Source organism: Franconibacter helveticus LMG 23732 (assembly GCF_000463115.2).
Classification (GTDB): Bacteria; Pseudomonadota; Gammaproteobacteria; order Enterobacterales; family Enterobacteriaceae; genus Franconibacter; species Franconibacter helveticus.
In genome coordinates, this window is record NZ_AWFX01000045.1 from 48,487 (window position 1) to 68,178 (window position 19,692).

15 protein-coding genes and 1 riboswitch are annotated in these 19,692 nt (G+C 59.3%); of the genes, 11 read left to right on the forward strand and 4 right to left on the reverse strand.

Annotated features, from left to right (window positions below):
- The first annotated feature begins 99 nt into the window (after nt 1-99).
- The 8 genes from DW56_RS12740 to yegS all read left to right on the forward strand — a co-directional run bounded on the left by DW56_RS12740 (nt 100) and on the right by yegS (nt 14,183).
- On the forward strand, nt 100-1,371 hold the full coding sequence (locus DW56_RS12740) for an MdtA/MuxA family multidrug efflux RND transporter periplasmic adaptor subunit (protein WP_024554084.1): 1,272 nt from the start codon (nt 100-102) through the stop codon (nt 1,369-1,371).
- A complete protein-coding gene (locus DW56_RS12745) occupies nt 1,371-4,493 on the forward strand; it encodes an MdtB/MuxB family multidrug efflux RND transporter permease subunit (RefSeq protein ID WP_024561938.1) in 3,123 nt (1,040 codons plus the stop codon). The genes DW56_RS12740 and DW56_RS12745 overlap by 1 nt, the downstream gene beginning before the upstream one ends.
- Nucleotides 4,494-7,583: a multidrug efflux RND transporter permease subunit MdtC gene (gene mdtC, locus DW56_RS12750; RefSeq protein ID WP_024561939.1), complete on the forward strand. Its 3,090-nt coding sequence runs from the start codon at nt 4,494-4,496 to the stop codon at nt 7,581-7,583.
- 4 nt (nt 7,584-7,587) lie between these two features.
- Nucleotides 7,588-9,003: an MFS transporter gene (gene mdtD, locus DW56_RS12755; protein WP_024561940.1), complete on the forward strand. Its 1,416-nt coding sequence runs from the start codon at nt 7,588-7,590 to the stop codon at nt 9,001-9,003.
- Nucleotides 9,004-10,425 carry an envelope stress sensor histidine kinase BaeS gene (baeS, locus tag DW56_RS12760; protein WP_024553725.1) on the forward strand — a complete coding sequence of 474 codons (1,422 nt, stop codon included), beginning with the start codon at nt 9,004-9,006 and terminating at the stop codon, nt 10,423-10,425.
- Complete coding sequence (baeR, locus tag DW56_RS12765) at nt 10,422-11,144, forward strand: envelope stress response regulator BaeR (protein ID WP_024553724.1); 723 nt, start codon at nt 10,422-10,424, stop codon at nt 11,142-11,144. The genes baeS and baeR overlap by 4 nt, the downstream gene beginning before the upstream one ends.
- Nucleotides 11,145-11,672: 528 nt before the next feature.
- The gene (trhP, locus tag DW56_RS12770) at nt 11,673-13,034 is read left to right on the forward strand and encodes a prephenate-dependent tRNA uridine(34) hydroxylase TrhP (RefSeq protein WP_024552462.1); all 1,362 of its coding nucleotides are present in this window, start codon (nt 11,673-11,675) and stop codon (nt 13,032-13,034) included.
- Nucleotides 13,035-13,283: 249 nt separating this feature from the next.
- Nucleotides 13,284-14,183: a lipid kinase YegS gene (gene yegS / locus DW56_RS12775; protein ID WP_024552463.1), complete on the forward strand. Its 900-nt coding sequence runs from the start codon at nt 13,284-13,286 to the stop codon at nt 14,181-14,183.
- Nucleotides 14,184-14,325: 142 nt separating this feature from the next.
- Here the strand turns inward: yegS and fbaB are convergent, their stop codons facing one another.
- The 3 genes from fbaB to thiM all read right to left on the reverse strand — a co-directional run bounded on the left by fbaB (nt 14,326) and on the right by thiM (nt 17,109).
- Nucleotides 14,326-15,378, reverse strand: coding sequence for a class I fructose-bisphosphate aldolase (gene fbaB, locus DW56_RS12780; protein ID WP_024552464.1), 1,053 nt, complete (start codon nt 15,376-15,378; stop codon nt 14,326-14,328).
- Nucleotides 15,379-15,523: 145 nt separating this feature from the next.
- On the reverse strand, nt 15,524-16,324 hold the full coding sequence (thiD, locus tag DW56_RS12785) for a bifunctional hydroxymethylpyrimidine kinase/phosphomethylpyrimidine kinase (RefSeq protein ID WP_024552465.1): 801 nt from the start codon (nt 16,322-16,324) through the stop codon (nt 15,524-15,526).
- Nucleotides 16,321-17,109 (reverse strand): hydroxyethylthiazole kinase, encoded by a 789-nt coding sequence (gene thiM / locus DW56_RS12790; protein WP_024552466.1) that lies wholly within the window; start codon nt 17,107-17,109, stop codon nt 16,321-16,323. Before thiM ends, thiD begins: the two co-directional genes overlap by 4 nt.
- 34 nt (nt 17,110-17,143) lie before the next feature.
- Nucleotides 17,144-17,240, reverse strand: a riboswitch (TPP riboswitch).
- 270 nt (nt 17,241-17,510) lie between these two features.
- On the opposite strand from thiM, the gene DW56_RS12795 reads away from it, so the two are divergent.
- The 3 genes from DW56_RS12795 (at nt 17,511) to DW56_RS12805 (ending at nt 19,170) form a co-directional block, all read left to right on the forward strand.
- The gene (locus DW56_RS12795; RefSeq protein WP_024552467.1) at nt 17,511-17,837 is read left to right on the forward strand and encodes an RcnB family protein; all 327 of its coding nucleotides are present in this window, start codon (nt 17,511-17,513) and stop codon (nt 17,835-17,837) included.
- Nucleotides 17,838-18,028: 191 nt separating this feature from the next.
- Nucleotides 18,029-18,637: a hypothetical protein gene (locus tag DW56_RS12800; RefSeq protein WP_029589827.1), complete on the forward strand. Its 609-nt coding sequence runs from the start codon at nt 18,029-18,031 to the stop codon at nt 18,635-18,637.
- Entirely contained in the window at nt 18,634-19,170 is a 537-nt protein-coding gene (locus DW56_RS12805; RefSeq protein ID WP_024552469.1) for a surface-adhesin E family protein, read from the forward strand. The genes DW56_RS12800 and DW56_RS12805 overlap by 4 nt, the downstream gene beginning before the upstream one ends.
- A gap of 40 nt (nt 19,171-19,210) precedes the next feature.
- Here the strand turns inward: DW56_RS12805 and DW56_RS12810 are convergent, their stop codons facing one another.
- Entirely contained in the window at nt 19,211-19,675 is a 465-nt protein-coding gene (locus DW56_RS12810; protein ID WP_024552470.1) for a YehS family protein, read from the reverse strand.
- Nucleotides 19,676-19,692: the final 17 nt, after the last annotated feature.

The window sequence follows — 19,692 nt, forward strand, 5'->3', positions numbered from 1 at the left end:
CTGACTTTGTTTCATATTTCCTCCATTATTCTCCGGCCTCGCGTTACTAAACTAGTATCATTACGCCTAATCGTTTCAGGAAAAGAAGACGTTTAACTTATGAAAGGCAAAAAGAGTTCCCGCTGGTGGCTGGCCGCAGGGGTTGCGGTCGTGGTTATTGCCGCCGTGCTGTACTGGCGCCATGCGAATAACAGCGCGCCTGCGCAGTCGCAGGCCTCTGCGCAGCAGCGCCCGGCGTCTGGCGGCCGTAAAGGCATGCGCGGCGCCGCTCTGGCGCCAGTACAGGCTGCCGCCGCCACCAGCCAGACCGTGCCGCGCTATCTCACCGGCCTTGGCACCATTACCGCCGCCAATACCGTCACAGTGCGCAGCCGCGTCGACGGCCAGCTAATGGCGATTCATTTCCAGGAAGGGCAGCAGGTCAAAGCGGGCGATCTGCTCGCAGAAATCGACCCGAGCCAGTTTAAAGTGGCGCTGGCGCAGGCGCAGGGCCAGCTCGCCCGCGATAAAGCCACGCTCGCTAACGCCCGCCGCGACCTTGCCCGCTATCAGCAGCTTTCTAAAACCAACCTGGTTTCCCGCCAGGAGCTGGACGCCCAGCAGGCGCTGGTGAGCGAAACCGCAGGCACCATCAAGGCCGACGAAGCGGCCGTCGCCAGCGCGCAGTTGCAGCTCGACTGGAGCCGCATTACCGCGCCCATTGACGGCCGCGTTGGTTTAAAGCAGGTGGATATCGGCAACCAGATCTCAAGCGGCGACACCACCGGCATCGTGGTGCTGACGCAAACGCACCCTATTGACCTCGTTTTTACCCTGCCGGAGAGCGAAATCGCCACCGTCGTGCAGGCGCAGAAAGCGGGACAGCGCTTAACCGTGGAAGCCTGGGATCGCACCAATAAGCAGAAACTGAGCACTGGCGCGCTGCTGAGCTTTGATAACCAGATAGACGCCACCACCGGCACCATCAAGCTAAAAGCGCGCTTTGAAAACCAGGATGACGCGCTCTTCCCCAACCAGTTTGTTAATGCCCGCATGCTGGTGGCGAAAGAAGAGAACGCCGTGGTTATCCCCACCGCCGCGTTGCAGATGGGTAACGAAGGCAACTTTGTCTGGGTGCTGAACGATAAAAACCAGGTCAGCAAGCACACCGTCACCACGGGTATTCAGGACAGCGAAAAAGTGGTGATTACCGCAGGCTTATCCGCAGGCGACCGCGTGGTCACCGACGGCATTGACCGCCTGACGGAAGGCGCGAAAGTGGAAGTGGTGCAGCCTGAGACGCAGGCCAGCGGCGAGCGGAAAAACGCGCCAGCCACAGGCGATCGCGCAAGCCAACGCGGCGAAGGCGCGCGTCCGGGAGCGGCTTCCTGATGCAGGTATTGCCTCCAGGGTCCACAGGCGGCCCGTCGCGCCTGTTTATTATGCGGCCTGTCGCCACCACGCTTTTGATGGTGGCTATCCTGCTTGCGGGGATCATCGGCTATCGCTTCTTGCCCGTTTCGGCGTTGCCGGAAGTGGACTACCCGACCATCCAGGTGGTGACGCTCTACCCGGGCGCCAGCCCGGACGTTGTGACATCCGCCATTACCGCGCCGCTTGAGCGCCAGTTCGGCCAGATGTCGGGCTTAAAGCAGATGGCTTCGCAAAGCTCCGGCGGCGCGTCGGTCGTCACATTGCAGTTTCAGCTAACGCTGCCGCTGGATGTGGCCGAACAGGAGGTGCAGGCTGCGATTAACGCCGCCACTAACCTGCTGCCGAACGATTTGCCGAACCCGCCGGTTTACAGCAAAGTCAACCCGGCGGACCCGCCTGTTATGACGCTCGCCGTGACCTCCTCCGCCCTGCCGATGACGCAGGTGGAAGATATGGTCGAAACGCGCGTGGCGCAGAAAATCTCCCAGGTAGCTGGCGTAGGGCTGGTAACGCTGTCGGGCGGCCAGCGCCCGGCCGTGCGGGTAAAGCTTAACGCCCCGGCGCTGGCCTCGTTAGGGCTGACCAGCGAAACCGTACGCACCGCCATCAGCAACGCCAACGTAAACTCGGCAAAGGGCAGCATGGACGGGCCGACCCGTGCGGTCACGCTCTCCGCCAACGATCAAATGACCTCCGCCGCGGAGTACCGCAACCTTATCATCGCTTACCAGAACGGCGCGGCGATCCGCCTTGGCGATGTAGCGACGGTCGAGCAAGGCGCGGAAAACAGCTGGCTTGGCGCCTGGGCTAATAAGCAGCAGGCAATAGTGATGAACGTGCAGCGCCAGCCGGGCGCGAACATCATTACCACCGCCGACACCATTCGTAAGATGCTGCCGACCCTGACGCAAAGCCTGCCGAAGTCGGTGAAAGTGGAGCTGCTGACCGACCGCACCACCAATATCCGCGCCTCGGTAGACGATACTCAGCATGAGCTGATGCTCGCTATCGCGCTGGTGGTGATGATTATCTATCTCTTCCTGCGCAACGTGCCGGCGACCATTATTCCCGCTGTCGCCGTGCCGCTCTCGCTGGTAGGCACCTTTGCCGTAATGGTTTTTCTGGATTTCTCCATCAACAACCTGACGCTGATGGCGCTGACCATCGCCACCGGCTTTGTGGTGGATGACGCCATCGTGGTGATTGAGAACATCTCGCGTTATATCGAAAAGGGCGAGAAGCCGCTGGCCGCGGCGCTGAAAGGCGCGGGGGAAATCGGCTTCACCATTATTTCGCTGACCTTTTCGCTGATTGCGGTGCTGATCCCACTGCTGTTTATGGGCGATATCGTAGGGCGTCTGTTCCGCGAGTTCGCCGTGACGCTGGCGGTCGCGATTTTGATTTCCGCCGTGGTCTCGCTGACGCTCACGCCGATGATGTGCGCGCGTATGTTGAGCCACGAATCGCTGCGCAAGCAAAACCGCTTTTCACGGGCTTCCGAGCGCTTTTTCGACCGCGTTATCGCAGGCTATGGGCGTCTGCTCAAGCGAGTATTAAGCCACCCGTGGCTGACGCTTGGCGTGGCGTTCGGCACGCTGGCGCTCACTGTTTTGCTGTGGGTGTTTATCCCGAAAGGCTTTTTCCCGGTTCAGGATAACGGCATTATCCAGGGCACGTTGCAGGCGCCGCAGTCCGCGTCGTTCTCCAGCATGGCGCAACGCCAGCGGCAGGTGGCGGACGTCATCCTTAACGATCCGGCGGTGGAAAGCCTCACGTCGTTTGTGGGCGTGGACGGCACCAACCCTTCGCTTAACAGCGCTCGCCTGCAAATTAACCTCAAAGCGCTGGATGAACGCGACGACCGGGTGCAAACGGTTATCGATCGTCTGCAACAGGAAGTGGCGAAAGTGCCGGGCGTGCAGCTTTATCTGCAACCCATTCAGGATTTGACTATCGACACCCAGGTGAGCCGCACCCAGTATCAGTTCACGTTGCAGGCCACCTCGCTTGAGGCGCTCAGCACCTGGGTGCCGAAGCTGATGGACGAACTGCGCACGCGCCCGGAACTGGCGGACGTCAGCAGCGACTGGCAGGACCAGGGTCTGGTGGCGTATGTGAATGTGGATCGCGCCAGCGCCAGCCGCCTTGGCATCAGCATGGCGGATGTTGACAACGCGCTGTATAACGCTTTCGGCCAGCGTCTGATCTCCACTATTTACACCCAGGCGAACCAGTATCGCGTGGTGCTGGAGCATAATGCTGACGCCACGCCGGGCCTTGCCGCGCTGGACAACGTGCGCCTCGCCAGCAGCGAAGGCGGCGCGGTGCCGCTCAGCAGCATTGCGAAAGTGGAACAGCGCTTCGGGCCGCTGTCGATAAACCATCTGGACCAGTTCCCTTCCACGACCATTTCCTTCAACGTGCCGGAAGATTACTCGCTGGGCGATGCGGTGCAGGCGGTGACCGAGGCGGAACAGGCGCTCGCCTTCCCGACGGATATCACCACCTCTTTCCAGGGCAGCACGCTCGCATTCCAGGCCGCGCTCGGCAGCACCATCTGGCTGATTGTCGCCTCGGTTGTGGCGATGTACATCGTGCTTGGCGTGCTTTATGAGAGCTTTATCCACCCGATAACCATTCTCTCTACGCTGCCTACCGCAGGCGTCGGCGCGCTGCTGGCGCTGTTGCTGGCTGGCAGCGAGCTGGATGTTATCGCCATTATCGGCATCATTTTGCTTATTGGCATCGTGAAGAAAAACGCCATCATGATGATCGACTTCGCGCTGGCGGCGGAGCGCGAGCAGGGAATGTCGCCTTATGAAGCCATTTACCAGGCCTGCCTGCTGCGCTTTCGGCCCATTCTCATGACCACGCTTGCGGCGCTGCTGGGCGCGCTGCCGCTGATGCTCAGCAGCGGCGTGGGCGCGGAACTCAGGCTCCCGCTCGGCATCGGCATGGTGGGCGGTCTGCTGGTAAGCCAGGTGCTGACGCTCTTTACCACGCCTGTGATTTATCTGCTGTTCGACAGACTTTCGCACTACGCCCGCAGCCGCTTCCCGAAGCGTGAAGAGGAGGCGTAAGTGAAGTTTTACGCCCTCTTTATTTACCGTCCGGTGGCGACGATTTTGCTGACCGTCGCCCTGACGCTTTGCGGCGTGCTGGGGTTTCGCCTGCTGCCGGTCGCCCCGCTGCCGCAGGTCGACTTTCCGGTGATCATGGTCAGCGCTTCGCTCCCGGGGGCGTCGCCGGAAACCATGGCGTCATCGGTGGCGACGCCGCTTGAGCGGGCGCTCGGGCGCATCGCGGGCGTTAACGAAATGACCTCGTCAAGCTCGCTTGGCAGCACGCGCATTATCCTGGAGTTCAACTTCGACCGCGACATCAACGGCGCGGCGCGGGACGTGCAGGCGGCCATCAACGCCGCGCAGAGCCTGCTGCCAAGCGGCATGCCCTCGCGTCCCACCTATCGCAAGGCCAACCCCTCCGACGCGCCGATCATGATCCTGACGCTGACCTCGGACACCTACTCCCAGGGCGAGCTTTATGATTACGCTTCAACGCAGCTTGCGCAGACCATCGCGCAGATTGACGGCGTGGGCGATGTGGACGTGGGCGGCAGTTCGCTGCCTGCCGTGCGGGTGGCGCTTAACCCGCAGGCGCTGTTTAATCAGGGCGTCTCGCTGGATGCGGTGCGAAGCGCCATCAGCGACAGCAACGTGCGTCGCCCGCAGGGTGCAGTGGAAGACGCCAGCCGCCGCTGGCAGTTGCAGACCAACGACGAGCTGAAAACCGCCGCTGAGTATCAGCCCGTGATTGTGCATTACAACAATGGCGCGGCGGTGCGTTTAAGCGACGTGGCGACCATCACCGACTCGGTGCAGGATGTGCGCAACGCGGGCATGACCAACGCCAAACCCGCCATTCTGCTGATGATCCGCAAGCTTCCCGAAGCCAATATCATCCAGACAGTCGACCGCATCCGCGCAAAAGTACCGGAGCTTCGCAACACCATTCCCGCGGCTATTGATTTGCAGATAGCCCAGGACCGCTCGCCGACTATCCGCGCCTCGCTCGCAGAGGTGGAGCAGACGCTGGCTATCTCTGTTGCGCTGGTTATTCTGGTGGTCTTTTTGTTCCTGCGCGACGGGCGCGCCACTTTTATTCCGGCGGTAGCGGTGCCGGTCTCGCTGATTGGCACCTGCGCGGCAATGTACCTGTGCGGATTCAGCCTGAATAACCTTTCGCTGATGGCGCTGACTATCGCGACCGGCTTTGTGGTGGATGACGCCATCGTGGTGCTGGAAAACATTGCCCGTCACCTGGAAGCGGGGATGAAACCGTTGCAGGCGGCGTTGCAGGGGGTGCGGGAAGTCGGCTTTACGGTGCTTTCCATGAGCCTGTCGCTGGTGGCGGTGTTCCTGCCGCTGCTGCTGATGGGCGGCCTGCCTGGCAGGCTGTTCCGCGAGTTCGCCGTGACGCTTTCGGTAGCGATAGGCATTTCTATGGTGGTTTCGCTTACGCTTACCCCAATGATGTGCGGCTGGCTGCTGAAAAGCGAAAAGCCGCACCGCCCCGCCCGCAAGCGCGGCGTAGGCCGGCTGCTTGTCGCGCTCCAGGAAAGGTATGCGCGCTCGCTGAAATGGGTGCTTAACCATGCGCGGCTGGTGGGCGTGATTTTCATCGCCACCATCGCCCTTAACGTCTGGCTTTATATCGCCATTCCGAAAACCTTCTTCCCGGAACAGGATACCGGCCAGCTGATGGGCGGCATCCAGGCGGATCAAAGCATCTCTTTCCAGGCGATGCGCGGCAAGCTGCAAAACTTCATGAAGATTATTCGCGACGACCCGGCGGTGGATAACGTCACCGGCTTTACCGGCGGCTCGCGGGTGAACAGCGGCATGATGTTTATTACGCTTAAGCCGCGCGATGAGCGCAACGAAAGCGCCCAGCAGGTTATTGACCGGCTGCGTAAAAAACTCGCTAAAGAGCCGGGCGCCAGCCTGTTTCTGATGGCGGTGCAGGATATCCGCGTCGGCGGGCGTCAGGCTAACGCCAGCTATCAGTACACGCTGCTTTCCGACGACCTCGCCGCGCTGCGGGAATGGGAGCCGAAGATCCGCGCCGCCTTCGCGAAGCTCCCGGAGCTTGCCGACGTGAACTCCGATCAGCAGGACAACGGCGCGGAGATGAACCTGATTTACGATCGCGAAACGATGTCGCGGCTTGGCATTAGCGTGCAGGACGCCAACAACCTGCTGAATAACGCCTTCGGCCAGCGGCAAATCTCCACTATCTATGAGGCGCTGAACCAGTACAAAGTGGTGATGGAGGTCGACCCGCGCTACACCCAGGATATCAGCGCGCTGAATCAGATGTTTGTGGTGAACAGCGAAGGCAAACCTATCCCGCTCTCTTATTTCGCGAAGTGGCAGCCAGCCAATGCGCCGCTCTCCGTAAACCACCAGGGCTTGTCGGCCTCGTCCACCATCGCCTTTAACCTGCCGACCGGCGTGTCGCTGTCGCAGGCAAGCGAGGCGATTGAGCGCGCCATGGTTTCTCTTGGCGTGCCCTCAACAGTGCGCGGCAGCTTCGCCGGCACCGCGCAGGTCTTCCAGGAGACGATGAATTCGCAGGTGATCCTGATCCTCGCCGCCATCGCCACGGTGTATATCGTGCTGGGCATACTCTATGAGAGCTATGTGCATCCGCTGACGATCCTTTCCACCCTGCCCTCGGCGGGCGTGGGGGCGCTGCTGGCGCTGGAGTGGTTCGGCGCGCCGTTTAGCCTGATCGCGCTCATCGGTATTATGCTATTGATTGGCATAGTGAAGAAGAACGCCATCATGATGGTGGATTTCGCCATCGAGGCGCAGCGCAACGGCAACCTGACGCCGCAGGAGGCCATTTTCCAGGCGAGCCTGCTGCGTTTTCGCCCCATCATGATGACCACGCTTGCGGCGCTGTTCGGCGCGCTCCCGCTGGTGCTCTCCGGCGGCGACGGCTCGGAACTGCGCCAGCCGCTCGGCATCACTATCGTCGGCGGCCTGGTCATGAGCCAGCTACTGACGCTCTACACCACGCCGGTGGTATATCTTTTCTTTGACCGCTTACGGCTGCGCTTTGCGCGTAAGCCAAAACAGGATGAACCATTATCGATAAGTGAGTAAGCCTATGACAGACCTGCCCAACAGCGTGCGCTGGCAACTGTGGATTGTCGCTTTCGGCTTCTTTATGCAGTCGCTCGACACCACTATCGTCAATACCGCCCTCCCCTCCATGGCGCAAAGCCTGGGGGAGAGCCCGCTTCATATGCACATGGTGATAGTCGCCTATGTGTTGACGGTGGCGGTCACGCTGCCCGCCAGCGGTTGGCTGGCGGACCGGGTAGGGGTGCGCAATATCTTCTTTTGCGCCATTGTCATTTTTACGCTCGGCTCGCTGTTTTGCGCCCAGGCTAACTCGCTTAATGGTCTGGTGGCGGCGCGGGTGGTGCAAGGGATAGGCGGGGCGATGATGGTGCCGGTGGGCAGGCTGACGGTGATGAAAATTGTGCCGCGCGAGCAATACATGGCGGCGATGACTTTCGTTACCCTGCCAGGCCAGGTCGGGCCGCTGCTCGGCCCGGCGCTCGGCGGCGTGCTGGTGGAATATGCCTCGTGGCACTGGATTTTTTTAATCAACCTGCCGGTGGGCGTTGTGGGCGCTATCGCCACCTTATGGCTGATGCCCAATTACACCATGCAGACCCGGCGCTTTGATTTTTCCGGCTTTTTACTGCTGGCCGTGGGAATGGCGGCGCTGACGCTGGCGCTGGACGGGCAAAAAGGGCTCGGCATTTCGCCCCTGTCGCTGAGCCTGCTTATCTCTGCGGGCGCCGCCGCCCTTCTCTTTTACCTGTGGCATGCGCGCGGCAATGAATCAGCGCTCTTTAACCTGCGGCTTTTCGACACCCGAACCTTTTCGCTGGGGCTGTTCGGCAGCCTGTGCGGACGCATCGGCAGCGGCATGCTGCCCTTTATGACGCCGATTTTCCTGCAAATCGGCCTTGGCTTTTCGCCCTTTTACGCCGGGCTGATGATGATCCCGATGGTGCTTGGCAGCATGGGGATGAAGCGCATTGTGGTGCAGGTGGTGAACCGCTTTGGCTACCGCAAAACGCTGGTGGCCTCAACGCTTGGGCTTGCGCTTATCAGCCTGCTGTTTATGTGGGTGGGGCTGATGGGCTGGTATTATCTGCTGCCGGTGGTGCTGTTCTTCCAGGGAGTAATCAACTCGGTGCGTTTCTCCTCAATGAACACCCTGACGCTGCGCGATCTGCCGGACGAGCTGGCGAGCGGCGGCAACAGCCTGCTGTCGATGGTGATGCAGCTCTCCATGAGTATTGGCGTCTCGGTCGCCGGGATCCTCCTTGGCGCCTTCGGCCATAACCAGCTGGCGGCGGACAGCGGCATTGCCCACCAGGTCTTTCTTTATACCTATATGTGCATGGCGGTGATTATCGCCCTGCCCGCGCTGGTGTTCGCCCGCGTGCCGAAGGACACGATGAAAAACGTCGTTATCGCACGGCGTAAAAGGAGCCATAAGTAAATGAAACTCTGGCGGCCGGGTATTACCGGCAAGCTTTTTTTAGCGATCTTCGCCACCTGCATTTTGCTGCTTATTACCATGCACTGGGCGGTGCGCCTGAGCTTTGAGCGCGGCTTTATCGATTATATTAAGCGCGGCAACGAACAGCGGATGTCGATGCTCAGCGACGCGCTCGCCGACCAGTATATTTTGCACGGCAACTGGCTTTTTCTGCGCCATAACGATCGCTTTGTTTTCCAGATCCTGCGTTCATTTGAGCGCGAGAACGATCATGAAGATGGCCCGCCGCCGAACGGCCCGCGGCCAGACCTGCCGCCTCACGGCTGGCGCACGCAGTTCTGGGTGGTCGATCAGGACTACAAGGTGCTGGTCGGCCCGCGCGCCCCGGTGCCGCCGGACGGCGCGCGCCACGCCATCCAGGTTAACGGCAGCACGGTGGGCTGGGTTATCGCTTCGCCGGTCGAACGGCTGACCCGCAGCACCGACATTAATTTTGATAAACAGCAGCGGCGCACCAGCTGGCTGATTGTCGCGCTCGCAACGCTTCTCACGGCGCTCGCCACGTTTCCGCTGGCGCGTGGGCTGCTTGCGCCGGTCAAAAAGCTGGTGGAAGGCACCCATAAGCTGGCGGCGGGCGATTTTACCACCCGCGTCGCTTCCACAAGCCAGGATGAGCTTGGCAAGCTGGCGAACGATTTCAACCAGCTTGCCAGCACGCTGGAGAAAAACCAGACTATGCGCCGCGCCTTTATGGCGGACATTTCACACGAGTTGCGCACGCCGCTTGCGGTGCTGCGCGGCGAACTCGAAGCGATACAGGACGGGGTGCGGCAGTTTACGCCGGAGTCGGTCGCCTCGCTCCAGGCGGAAGTGGGCACGCTTACCAAACTGGTTGACGATCTGCATCAGCTTTCGCTCTCCGATGAAGGGGCGCTGGCCTACCAGAAAGCGCCGGTGGACGTGGTGAACCTGCTGGAGATGGCCGCAGGCGCCTTTCGTGAACGTTTCGCCGCGCGCGGGCTTTCGATGGCGCTCTCCCTGCCGGACAGCGCGCAGGTCTTCGGCGACCGCGACCGCCTGATGCAACTCTTTAATAACCTGCTGGAAAACAGCCTGCGTTATACCGATGCGGGCGGACAGCTGTTGATTCAGGGCGAAACAGAACAAAAACAGCTGCGGCTGACCTTCGCCGACAGCGCGCCGGGCGTCAGCGATGAACAGCTTGGGCTGCTGTTTGAGCGCTTCTACCGCGCCGAAGGATCTCGCAACCGCGCCAGCGGCGGCTCCGGCCTTGGCCTCGCCATTTGCACCAATATCGTTGAAGCGCACGGCGGGAAGATCTACGCCGCGCATTCGCCTTCGGGCGGGGTAAGCATTACAGTGGCTTTACCGCTCGATTCTGACCTGACGAGAAACGTATGACCGAAATACCTATTGATGACAACGCGCCGCGTATCCTGATTGTGGAAGATGAGCCGAAGCTTGGACAGTTGCTTATCGACTATTTACGCGCCGCCAGCTACGCCCCGACGCTCATCAACCACGGCGACAAAGTGCTGCCCTGGGTGCGCCAGACGCCGCCGGATCTTATCCTGCTTGACCTGATGCTGCCCGGCACCGACGGCCTGACGCTGTGCCGTGAGATCCGCCGTTTTTCTGAAGTGCCGATTGTTATGGTGACGGCAAAAATTGAAGAGATTGACCGTCTGCTTGGGCTTGAAATCGGCGCGGATGATTATATCTGCAAACCGTATAGCCCCCGCGAGGTGGTGGCCCGCGTGAAAACTATCCTGCGCCGCTGCCGTCCGCAGCGTGATTTGCAGGCGCTGGACGCGCAAAGCCCGCTGCTTGTCGACGAAAGCCGTTTCCAGGCAAGCTGGCGCGATAAAGCGCTGGACTTAACGCCGGCGGAGTTTCGCCTGCTGAAAACGCTCTCCAGCGAGCCGGGCAAGGTTTTCTCCCGCGAGCAGTTGTTAAACCATCTGTATGACGATTATCGCGTGGTCACGGACCGCACCATCGACAGCCATATTAAAAACCTGCGCCGCAAGCTGGAAGCGCTGGACGCCGAACAGTCGTTTATTCGCGCCGTATATGGAGTGGGTTACCGGTGGGAGGCGGATGCCTGTCGGATGGGGTGAAGCGCTATCTGCTCCAGCTCTCAGAAAGGCGGGTTGTTCCTTCCTTTCAGCGAAAGCTTCGGCCCGATCATTATCGCCCATTGAAGCGGGGACATTATCCGGCCTCAAAATCGCCTCAGCTTTTTCACGGTGGCCGGGTCGCACCGGCTGGACCCGGTGCGAGGGCATGTCGGCACAGGGATGTGCCGTCATGCCCGACCCGAAGCCAGCGGGGAAAAGATGAGGTTTCCCGCTTCAGCGGGCGATTTTGCGTGCCGGGAGCCGGGGTCGCCAGGGGGCTGGCGGCGAAGCCCCCTGGCACGTTCGCAGGAGTAGCACTTGCATAGTGAGCCAGCGCATCGCGAACGTAATATCAACCGCTCCGCCATAGACTCACAGAAGCATAATCGATACCACCCTGGCTAACCGAAGCGCCGTTTGCACGCCGCACTGCCTGGCGCTACAATTCCCGCCCTTAACGTGGGGGTAAATGTACCTCCGTCCGCCTGATTCCAGGCGGGTCTGACCTGTCATCAGAACGAGAACGCCATGTTTAAACCAGAACTCCTTTCGCCCGCGGGCACCCTCAAGAATATGCGTTACGCTTTCGCGTACGGCGCCGACGCCGTTTATGCGGGCCAGCCGCGCTATTCCCTGCGCGTGCGTAATAACGAATTCAACCATGAGAATTTACAGCTCGGCATTAACGAGGCGCACGCGCTCGGCAAAAAATTCTACGTGGTGGTGAATATCGCCCCGCACAACGCCAAGCTGAAAACCTTTATCCGCGACCTGCAACCGGTGGTGGATATGGGGCCGGACGCGCTGATTATGTCCGACCCGGGGCTGATTATGCTGGTGCGCGAGCACTTTCCGCAGATGGATATTCACCTCTCGGTGCAGGCGAACGCCGTTAACTGGGCGACGGTGAAGTTCTGGAAACAGATGGGACTCACCCGCGTTATCCTCTCCCGCGAGCTTTCGCTGGAAGAGATTGCCGAGATCCGCGAGCAGGTGCCGGAAATGGAGCTGGAAATTTTTGTGCACGGCGCGCTCTGCATGGCCTACTCCGGCCGCTGCCTGCTTTCGGGTTATATCAATAAGCGCGATCCAAACCAGGGCACCTGCACCAACGCCTGCCGCTGGGAATATAAAGTGCAGGAAGGCAAAGAGGACGACATCGGCAATATTGTGCACATCCATGAGCCCATTCCGGTGCAGACCGTTGAACCCACGCTCGGCGTCGGCGCGCCGACGGATAAAGTCTTTATGCTGGAAGAGGCGATGCGCCCGGGCGAGTACATGACCGCCTTTGAGGACGAGCACGGCACTTACATCATGAATTCCAAAGACCTGCGCGCTATTCAGCACGTTGAGCGCCTTACCAGAATGGGCGTCCACTCGCTGAAAATCGAAGGTCGCACTAAATCGTTCTACTATTGCGCCCGCACCGCGCAGGTTTATCGCCGCGCTATTGATGACGCCGCTGCCGGCAAACCGTTCGACCCAGGCCTGCTGGAGACGCTCGAAGGCCTGGCGCACCGCGGCTATACCGAAGGTTTTTTGCGCCGCCACACGCATGATGATTACCAGAACTATGAGTACGGCTACTCGGTTTCCGACCGCCAGCAATTTGTCGGCGAGTTTACCGGCGAGCGCAAAGGCGACCTTGCCGCCGTGGCGGTGAAAAATAAGTTTTCGCTGGGCGATAGCCTGGAGCTAATGACGCCGCAGGGCAACGTGAGCTTCACGCTTGAGCACATGGAAAACGCGAAAGGAGAAAAAATGGACGTGGCGCCCGGAGATGGTTATACCGTCTGGCTGCCTGTTCCGCAGGATATGTCGCTGGAATATGCGTTGCTTATGCGCAACCTCACTGGACAGACCACGCGTAATCCGCACGGTAAATAATTAATCTTAGTTATTTTTTCGGCGTGAATGATTTTAGAATCGGATCACATACGGTTACGATTGATCCGGTTATTATCTCCCGCGCTGAAAAACATAACCGATAAATGCCAGCAGTACCAGGAACCACCTCCTTCGCCTGCGTAATCTCCCTTACGCAGGCTTATTTTTTTCTGCCGCTTTTCAGCCTCTTCTGACTGGCTGCGATAAACTCTGCGGTAGACTCTTTTCAGTGGGCTTTCAGAGGTCGCAATGGAAAACTATCCGGTTTCACTCATTATTCTTAACGGCAAGAGCGCCGATAACGAGCTGCTGCGCAGCGCCGTTGAAATGCTCCGTGAAGAGGGCTTTACGCTGCACATTCGCGTAACCTGGGAAAAAGGCGACGCCATCCGCTTTGTTGCCGAAGCGACGAAGCTTGGGGTCGATACGGTGATTGCCGGGGGCGGCGACGGCACGATTAACGAAATCGCCACGGCGCTGGCGAAACTGCCAACGGAAAAGCGCCCGGCGCTGGGCATTCTGCCGCTGGGAACAGCGAATGATTTCGCCACCAGCACCGGTATTCCCGTTGAACTGGACAAAGCGTTGCAGCTGGCGATTATCGGCAAAGCTACGCCGATAGATATTGTGCAGGTAAACGACGACGCCTTTTTTATCAACATGGCGACCGGCGGCTTCGGCACGCGCATTACCACGGAAACGCCGGAGAAACTGAAAGCGGCGCTGGGCGGCGTCTCTTATTTAATTCATGGCCTGATGCGCATGGATACGCTTAAGCCCGACAGCTGCGAAATTCGCGGCGAAAACTTTCAGTGGCAGGGCGACGCGCTGGTTATCGGCATCGGTAACGGTCGCCAGGCGGGCGGCGGCCAGCAGCTTTGTCCACAGGCGCTGATTAACGACGGTCTGCTGCACCTGCGTATTTTTACTGGCGAAGAGTTGCTGCCTGCGCTGTTTACCACCTTAACCCGCCCGGAAGAGAGCCCGAATATTATCGACGGCAAATCAGCCTGGTTTGAGATAACCGCGCCGCACGACATTACCTTTAACCTCGACGGCGAGCCGCTGAGCGGCCAGCATTTTCGCATTGAGGTGCAGCCCGGCGCGCTAAGCTGCCGCCTGCCGCCCGACTGCGAACTGCTGAAATAATCGCTGTGGCGGGTAACGCTTTGTCTGCCCGCCCGACAAAAGCCCCCTCCTTTGGGGAAAAGGGATAGCAAGAGAAGCCCGCCGTTCCCCAGACATAAAAAAACGCGCCCGCAGGCGCGTTTTCCTCAGACGTTACCGTGAATCAGGCAATCGTCACTTTGGCGTCCAGATAAACATCTTGCACCGCGTTAATCAGCTTCACGCCGTCGGCCATGGTTTTCTTAAACGCTTTGCGACCGAGGATAAGCCCCATGCCGCCCGCGCGTTTGTTGATAACCGCCGTGCGCACCGCCTCTTCAAGGTCAGTTTCGCCGCCTGACGCGCCGCCGGAGTTGATCAACCCCGCCCGGCCCATATAGCAGTTCGCCAGTTGATAACGCACCAGATCGATCGGGTTATCGGTGGTCAGCTTGCTGTAGACGCGCTCGTCGGTATAGCCGAATTTCACCGCGTTGTAGCCGCCGTTGTTTTCCGCCATTTTCTGTTTAACGATATCCGCCCCGATAGTGGCGGCAAGATGGTTGGCCTGGCCGGTGAGGTCGGCGCTTGCGTGATAATCCACACCATCCTTTTTAAAAGACGCGTTACGCAGATAGGCCCACAGCACCGTCACCATGCCAAGCTCGTGCGCGCGCTCGAAAGCGGCGGAAATCTCTTCAATCTGGCGGCGCGACTCTTCGGAGCCGAAGTAAATGGTCGCCCCGACAGCGACCGCGCCCATATTAAACGCCTGCTCTACGCTTGCATAAAGCGTCTGGTCATACTGGGTGGGATAGCTCAGGGTTTCATTGTGGTTAAGCTTCACCAGGAAAGGAATGCGGTGGGCGTAGCGACGCGAAACCGAAGCCAGCACGCCGTAGGTGGAAGCGACACAGTTGCAGCCCGCCTCAATAGCCAGTTCAACGATGTTTTTCGGGTCGAAGTAGCGAGGGTTTGCCGCAAACGACGCGCCCGCCGAGTGCTCCACCCCCTGATCGACCGGTAAAATGGAAAGGTAGCCGGTGCCTGCCAGCCGCCCGGTGTTGTAAAGCGTCTGCATGTTACGCAACACCGCTGGCGGACGATTATTGTCGATCATAACGCGGTCGACATAATCTTCGCCGGGCAGGTAGAGCTGCTCTGCCGGAATAGTCATACAACGATGCTGTAACAGGCTTTCGGCATCTTTGCCAAGCAACTGCGCAATATCTGTCATAACTTTCTCCCGTAATTGCGACGGGCTCCATACCCGTCGGCATGATGATTCCCGCCCACGCGTTCATGGGCAGCAATCATCATGATACTGAACAGCAAGAATTGCCATACGAAAGAAGTTTTTCAGTTCATTCTGCTGGCTCGCTTCACCACCAGGCATGAAAATGATGGACCGGCCCGATGCCTTCGCCTACTTCCAGCGTATCCGCCTGCGCAAGCGCCTGCGACAGCCATATTTTCGCCGCCGCTACGGTCTCTTCCCAGTTTGCATAGCGCGGACGCAGCGCCGCTAAGGCGCTGGAGAGGGTGCAGCCGGTGCCGTGCGTGTTTTTCGTTACAATGCGCGGCGCGGTGAACCGCCGCGCGCCTGCGCGGGTGAACAGCCAGTCCGGGCTTTCTTTATCTTCCAGATGCCCGCCCTTCATTAATACCGCCTCGCAGCCGAGCGCCAGCAATGCTTCGCCCTGCTGATGCATCTCCTGTTCGTTTCGCGCATGCGCGGCGCCAAGCAGCGCTGCCGCCTCCGGCAAATTCGGCGTGATTATCGACACCTGCGGCAGCAGGCGCTGGCGAAGGGTGGCGACCGCCCCGGCTGAAAGCAGCGGATCGCCGCTTTTCGCCAGCATGACGGTATCCAGCACCACGTTTTTCACCTGGTAGCGCGCCAGCCGCTCTGCCACCGCCTCCACGATGTCGCTTTGCGCCAGCATGCCGATCTTTGTGGTGTCGATACGCACATCGCTGAAGACTGAATCCAGTTGCGCCGCCACAAACGCCGGTTCGATACGATAAACGGACTGCACGCCGCGGGTGTTTTGCGCCACCAGCGCCGTGATGACCGAGCAGCCGTAAGCGCCGAGGGCGGAAAAGGTTTTGAGATCGGCCTGGATACCCGCGCCGCCGCTCGGATCGGTACCTGCGATAGTCAAAGCGTTGATGCGTTTCATGCGCGGCCCTCCCCGTTGAGCTGGTAAAGGGCGTCGAGGAAAGCGGGCGTGAAAGAGCCGGGCCCGGCGCTTCGCTCCAGCGCAAGGCTGCCTGCGCGCTTCATTATCCAGCACCCCGCCGCCACATTCTCAAGCCGGTTTCCGGGAAGCGACGCGCAGGCGGCGACGACGGCGGAAAGCGCGCAGCCGGTGCCGACAACCCGCGTCATCAACGCATCGCCGCCGCGCACCGCCAGCGTGCGTTCGCCGTCAGTAATATAGTCCGCCTCGCCGGTTACGGCGACGATGGCGCCGCTGCGCCCGGCGAGCGTTTGGGCGGCATGCAACGCCGCCTCGGCGCTGGCGGTGCTGTCGACCCCTCGCCCGCCCTCGCTCAGCCCGGCCAGTGCAAGGATTTCCGAAGCGTTAGCGCGTATCGCCGCCGGACGCTGCGCCAGCACGTCCTGAGCAAAGCCGGTGCGAAAATCCAGCGCGCCGACAGCGACCGGGTCGAGCGTCCAGGGTTTGCCGGCGTGGTTTGCGCTCTCAATCGCGGCCTGCATCGCTGTTGCCCGTTCGCGGGTAAGCGTGCCGATGTTGATCAGCAAAGCGTCGGCAAGCCTCGCGAACTGGGCGGCTTCATCCGGCTCTATGACCATGGCGGGCGACGCGTTAAGCGCCAGCAATACGTTAGCGGTAAAGGTTTGCACCACATCATTGGTCAGGCAATGAACGAGGGGGGAACGGGTACGAAGTTGGGTTAACACAGCGGCCGCTTGCGGGCCGGACAGCAGGTCAGGTTGCATCACTCTCTCCTGCCAGGCTTAAAAGAAGGGATACCGGGCAGGCATCTGACTTCCCTACGCTGGCATTATCCAGATCAGGTAATACGGGTATTTCTCAGCCTTCACAAAGAAGGGCACCCCGAGTCATGTACAGCAATAAGTGTTCCGGCTTTTGGCCGTGGTGAAGGAGGATATTCGTGAAGCATGCGGAAGTAAAGGCGCAGGGGGAAGTTCACTAACAAGCCAGGATAACTCTCAAAACGCAGCGAACCCCCCGCCGGTAGCGCGTCGGACATGATAAATATTCTCTTCACTTATGTATGTCATATTTCTATACACACAAAACCTTGCAAGGCGTTGGCCTGGCAGGGAAAGATAATCTGGCGAACCGTGTGACAAGCCCTGTACAACGTGGAGAATACATGAACAAAACAAAAATGATGCTTCTGGGCGCGCTGCTTACCGTAGCGGGAACTGTCTTTGCCGCGCAGCCTGCGGCGCCGAAAGGGCTGGATGCCTACGAAGTGAAGGAGTTCCATTCCGACTCGCGCAAATTCGTTATTGGCGACATCGTGCCGGATATGTACCGCACAGAAGAGTACAACATCAAAAAATGGCAGCTTCGCAACCTGCCTGCGCCTGAAGCCGGCAGCCACTGGACTTATATGGGCGGCAACTATGTGCTGATAACCGACGCAGAAGGCAAAATTCTTAAGGCGATGAACGGCGATATTTTTTATCACCACTAATCCCTTCAGGCTGCCTTTTCGCTTTTGTCCCCCTTCTCAGGCGGCGCTTTCTGTAAGCGTCGCCTGGCGCTCCGCCTTATCTTTTTCCCCCCCATTTCTGACGGCTTATCGCGCGCGTCATTTCTTTATAAATTAAAGCCCTGCTTTACGGTGCCGATACTTATTCAAACAATTCACAGTAAGGATGCTTTATGAAACGCGCGCTTGTTCCCGTTGCGCTGGTGATGCTGAGCGCCGCCGGCGCCGCTGTGGCGAAACCGCTTACCGAAAGTTTGCTGCGCTGCGACAGTCAGTTTTTCAGCGAGCTTTATGCTCAACAGGCAAAATTCACTCACACCGCCCCGCTGGTAAAAGATAACCAGCGTCACGCCTGGTTTGCCCCGCCCAAAAATGATGCCGGGATAGTCTGGTTCGCCCAGCCGGTTCATATGCAGCAACTGACGCTTTCAGGCTTTTATCTCCAGCAAAACAACCTGGATAAGTTGGGCAACTATTTTTACTGGGGATGGGTGATTAAGGAATCGCCGCAGGCGGTGATGGCTGCGCTGCCAGAGGTGAACTGGCAATCTACAGGCGACGGGTATATTACCAACGCCATGATTAAACGCCCCGGCGACAGTAAATGGCAGGTTAACAACACAGCGGTGAGCGGCATAGCGCCTGCCGAAGGCAGCGTGGAAAAGCTGGCTATCTTAAGCGTGAACAAAGATAAAACCCTGCTGCTGTGTACGTTGCAGGGTAGCGTGACCGATGAAATTTTACTGCCGTTGCGCCCGGATTTAGCAGGAGGCAAAAAATGATCAAACCCCTTTTACTCTGCGGCGCTGTCGCGTTGCTCACGGCTTGCGCAGGGGCAGGCAAATCGCCGTCGGCGGGAACCAGCGAACCGCAAGCGGTAGCGGCAGGCGATCCGCCGCACGGCGTTATTAAGCTGCTGCTTGATGACGAGGGGGGCACTTACGCCGATCTGCGCGCCGTTTCTACCTGGCAGGGCAACTCCCGTCTGCGTCGCTTCTATATTATTAATAATTACAGCAAGCAGACCGTTATCCACCAGGATCCGCCGCTTATCATTACCAGCTCGCGCGCCAATAGCGTCATTAACTGCGATACGCAGGAGCGCACGCTGTTTGATCGCATCTATTTCTCAAAGCCTTATGCGCAGGGTGATGCCATCGCCTCGTCCCGGCAGGACGCCGTCGGCCAGTGGAGCGCGTTTCCCAAAGAGTCGCTGATTGGCATTGTCGCCGGCATGGTTTGCCAGCTGGATCCGTCCCGTCTGAAGCCTGAGCCGCCAGCGCAAAGCGAGCCTACGCGACTGGGCGCGCTCTGACGCCACAGCAAAAAGCCGCTTAACAGCGGCTTTTTTATGCTTACGCCGGGCGCAGCCTCGCCGCTAACCCACGCAAGAAGTTACGCAGAAACTGGTCGCCGCATTCGCGGTAGTTTTTATGATCGGGCGCCCGCATCATCGCCGTCACTTCCGGCAGGGAGATGCGGAGTTTTTGCTCCAGCATGATAGCCACAATGTCATCGGTTTTCAGTGCGAACGCCACGCGTAACTTCTTGAGGATAATATTGTTATTCGTTTTACGCTCGGCGCGCAGCGCAGGCTTGCTTTCATCTTTGCCGCGTCGCGAGTAGATAAGCCCGTTGAGAAAAGCGTTCAGCACCACATCCGGGCAACGCTGAAAACCTTCCTCTTCCTCTTTTTTGGTATAAGCGACCATTTGCTCTACCGGCACCGGGCTGTCCGCCAGCGCCAGGATCGCGACCATGTCGTTATTGCTGAGTTTCAGCATGTAGCGCACGCTACGTAATACATCATTATTTATCATTGCGGGCTTATCTCACC

What these genes read in the sequence shown, in the direction of transcription:
- DW56_RS12740 (WP_024554084.1), top strand. Translation starts at nt 100, where the DNA reads ATGAAAGGCAAAAAGAGTTCCCGCTGGTGGCTGGCCGCAGGGGTTGCG.
- DW56_RS12745 (WP_024561938.1), top strand. Translation starts at nt 1,371, where the DNA reads ATGCAGGTATTGCCTCCAGGGTCCACAGGCGGCCCGTCGCGCCTGTTT.
- mdtD (WP_024561940.1), top strand. Translation starts at nt 7,588, where the DNA reads ATGACAGACCTGCCCAACAGCGTGCGCTGGCAACTGTGGATTGTCGCT.
- baeS (WP_024553725.1), top strand. Translation starts at nt 9,004, where the DNA reads ATGAAACTCTGGCGGCCGGGTATTACCGGCAAGCTTTTTTTAGCGATC.
- baeR (WP_024553724.1), top strand. Translation starts at nt 10,422, where the DNA reads ATGACCGAAATACCTATTGATGACAACGCGCCGCGTATCCTGATTGTG.
- trhP (WP_024552462.1), top strand. Translation starts at nt 11,673, where the DNA reads ATGTTTAAACCAGAACTCCTTTCGCCCGCGGGCACCCTCAAGAATATG.
- yegS (WP_024552463.1), top strand. Translation starts at nt 13,284, where the DNA reads ATGGAAAACTATCCGGTTTCACTCATTATTCTTAACGGCAAGAGCGCC.
- fbaB (WP_024552464.1), bottom strand. Translation starts at nt 15,378, where the DNA reads ATGACAGATATTGCGCAGTTGCTTGGCAAAGATGCCGAAAGCCTGTTA.
- thiD (WP_024552465.1), bottom strand. Translation starts at nt 16,324, where the DNA reads ATGAAACGCATCAACGCTTTGACTATCGCAGGTACCGATCCGAGCGGC.
- thiM (WP_024552466.1), bottom strand. Translation starts at nt 17,109, where the DNA reads ATGCAACCTGACCTGCTGTCCGGCCCGCAAGCGGCCGCTGTGTTAACC.
- DW56_RS12795 (WP_024552467.1), top strand. Translation starts at nt 17,511, where the DNA reads ATGAACAAAACAAAAATGATGCTTCTGGGCGCGCTGCTTACCGTAGCG.
- DW56_RS12800 (WP_029589827.1), top strand. Translation starts at nt 18,029, where the DNA reads ATGAAACGCGCGCTTGTTCCCGTTGCGCTGGTGATGCTGAGCGCCGCC.
- DW56_RS12805 (WP_024552469.1), top strand. Translation starts at nt 18,634, where the DNA reads ATGATCAAACCCCTTTTACTCTGCGGCGCTGTCGCGTTGCTCACGGCT.
- DW56_RS12810 (WP_024552470.1), bottom strand. Translation starts at nt 19,675, where the DNA reads ATGATAAATAATGATGTATTACGTAGCGTGCGCTACATGCTGAAACTC.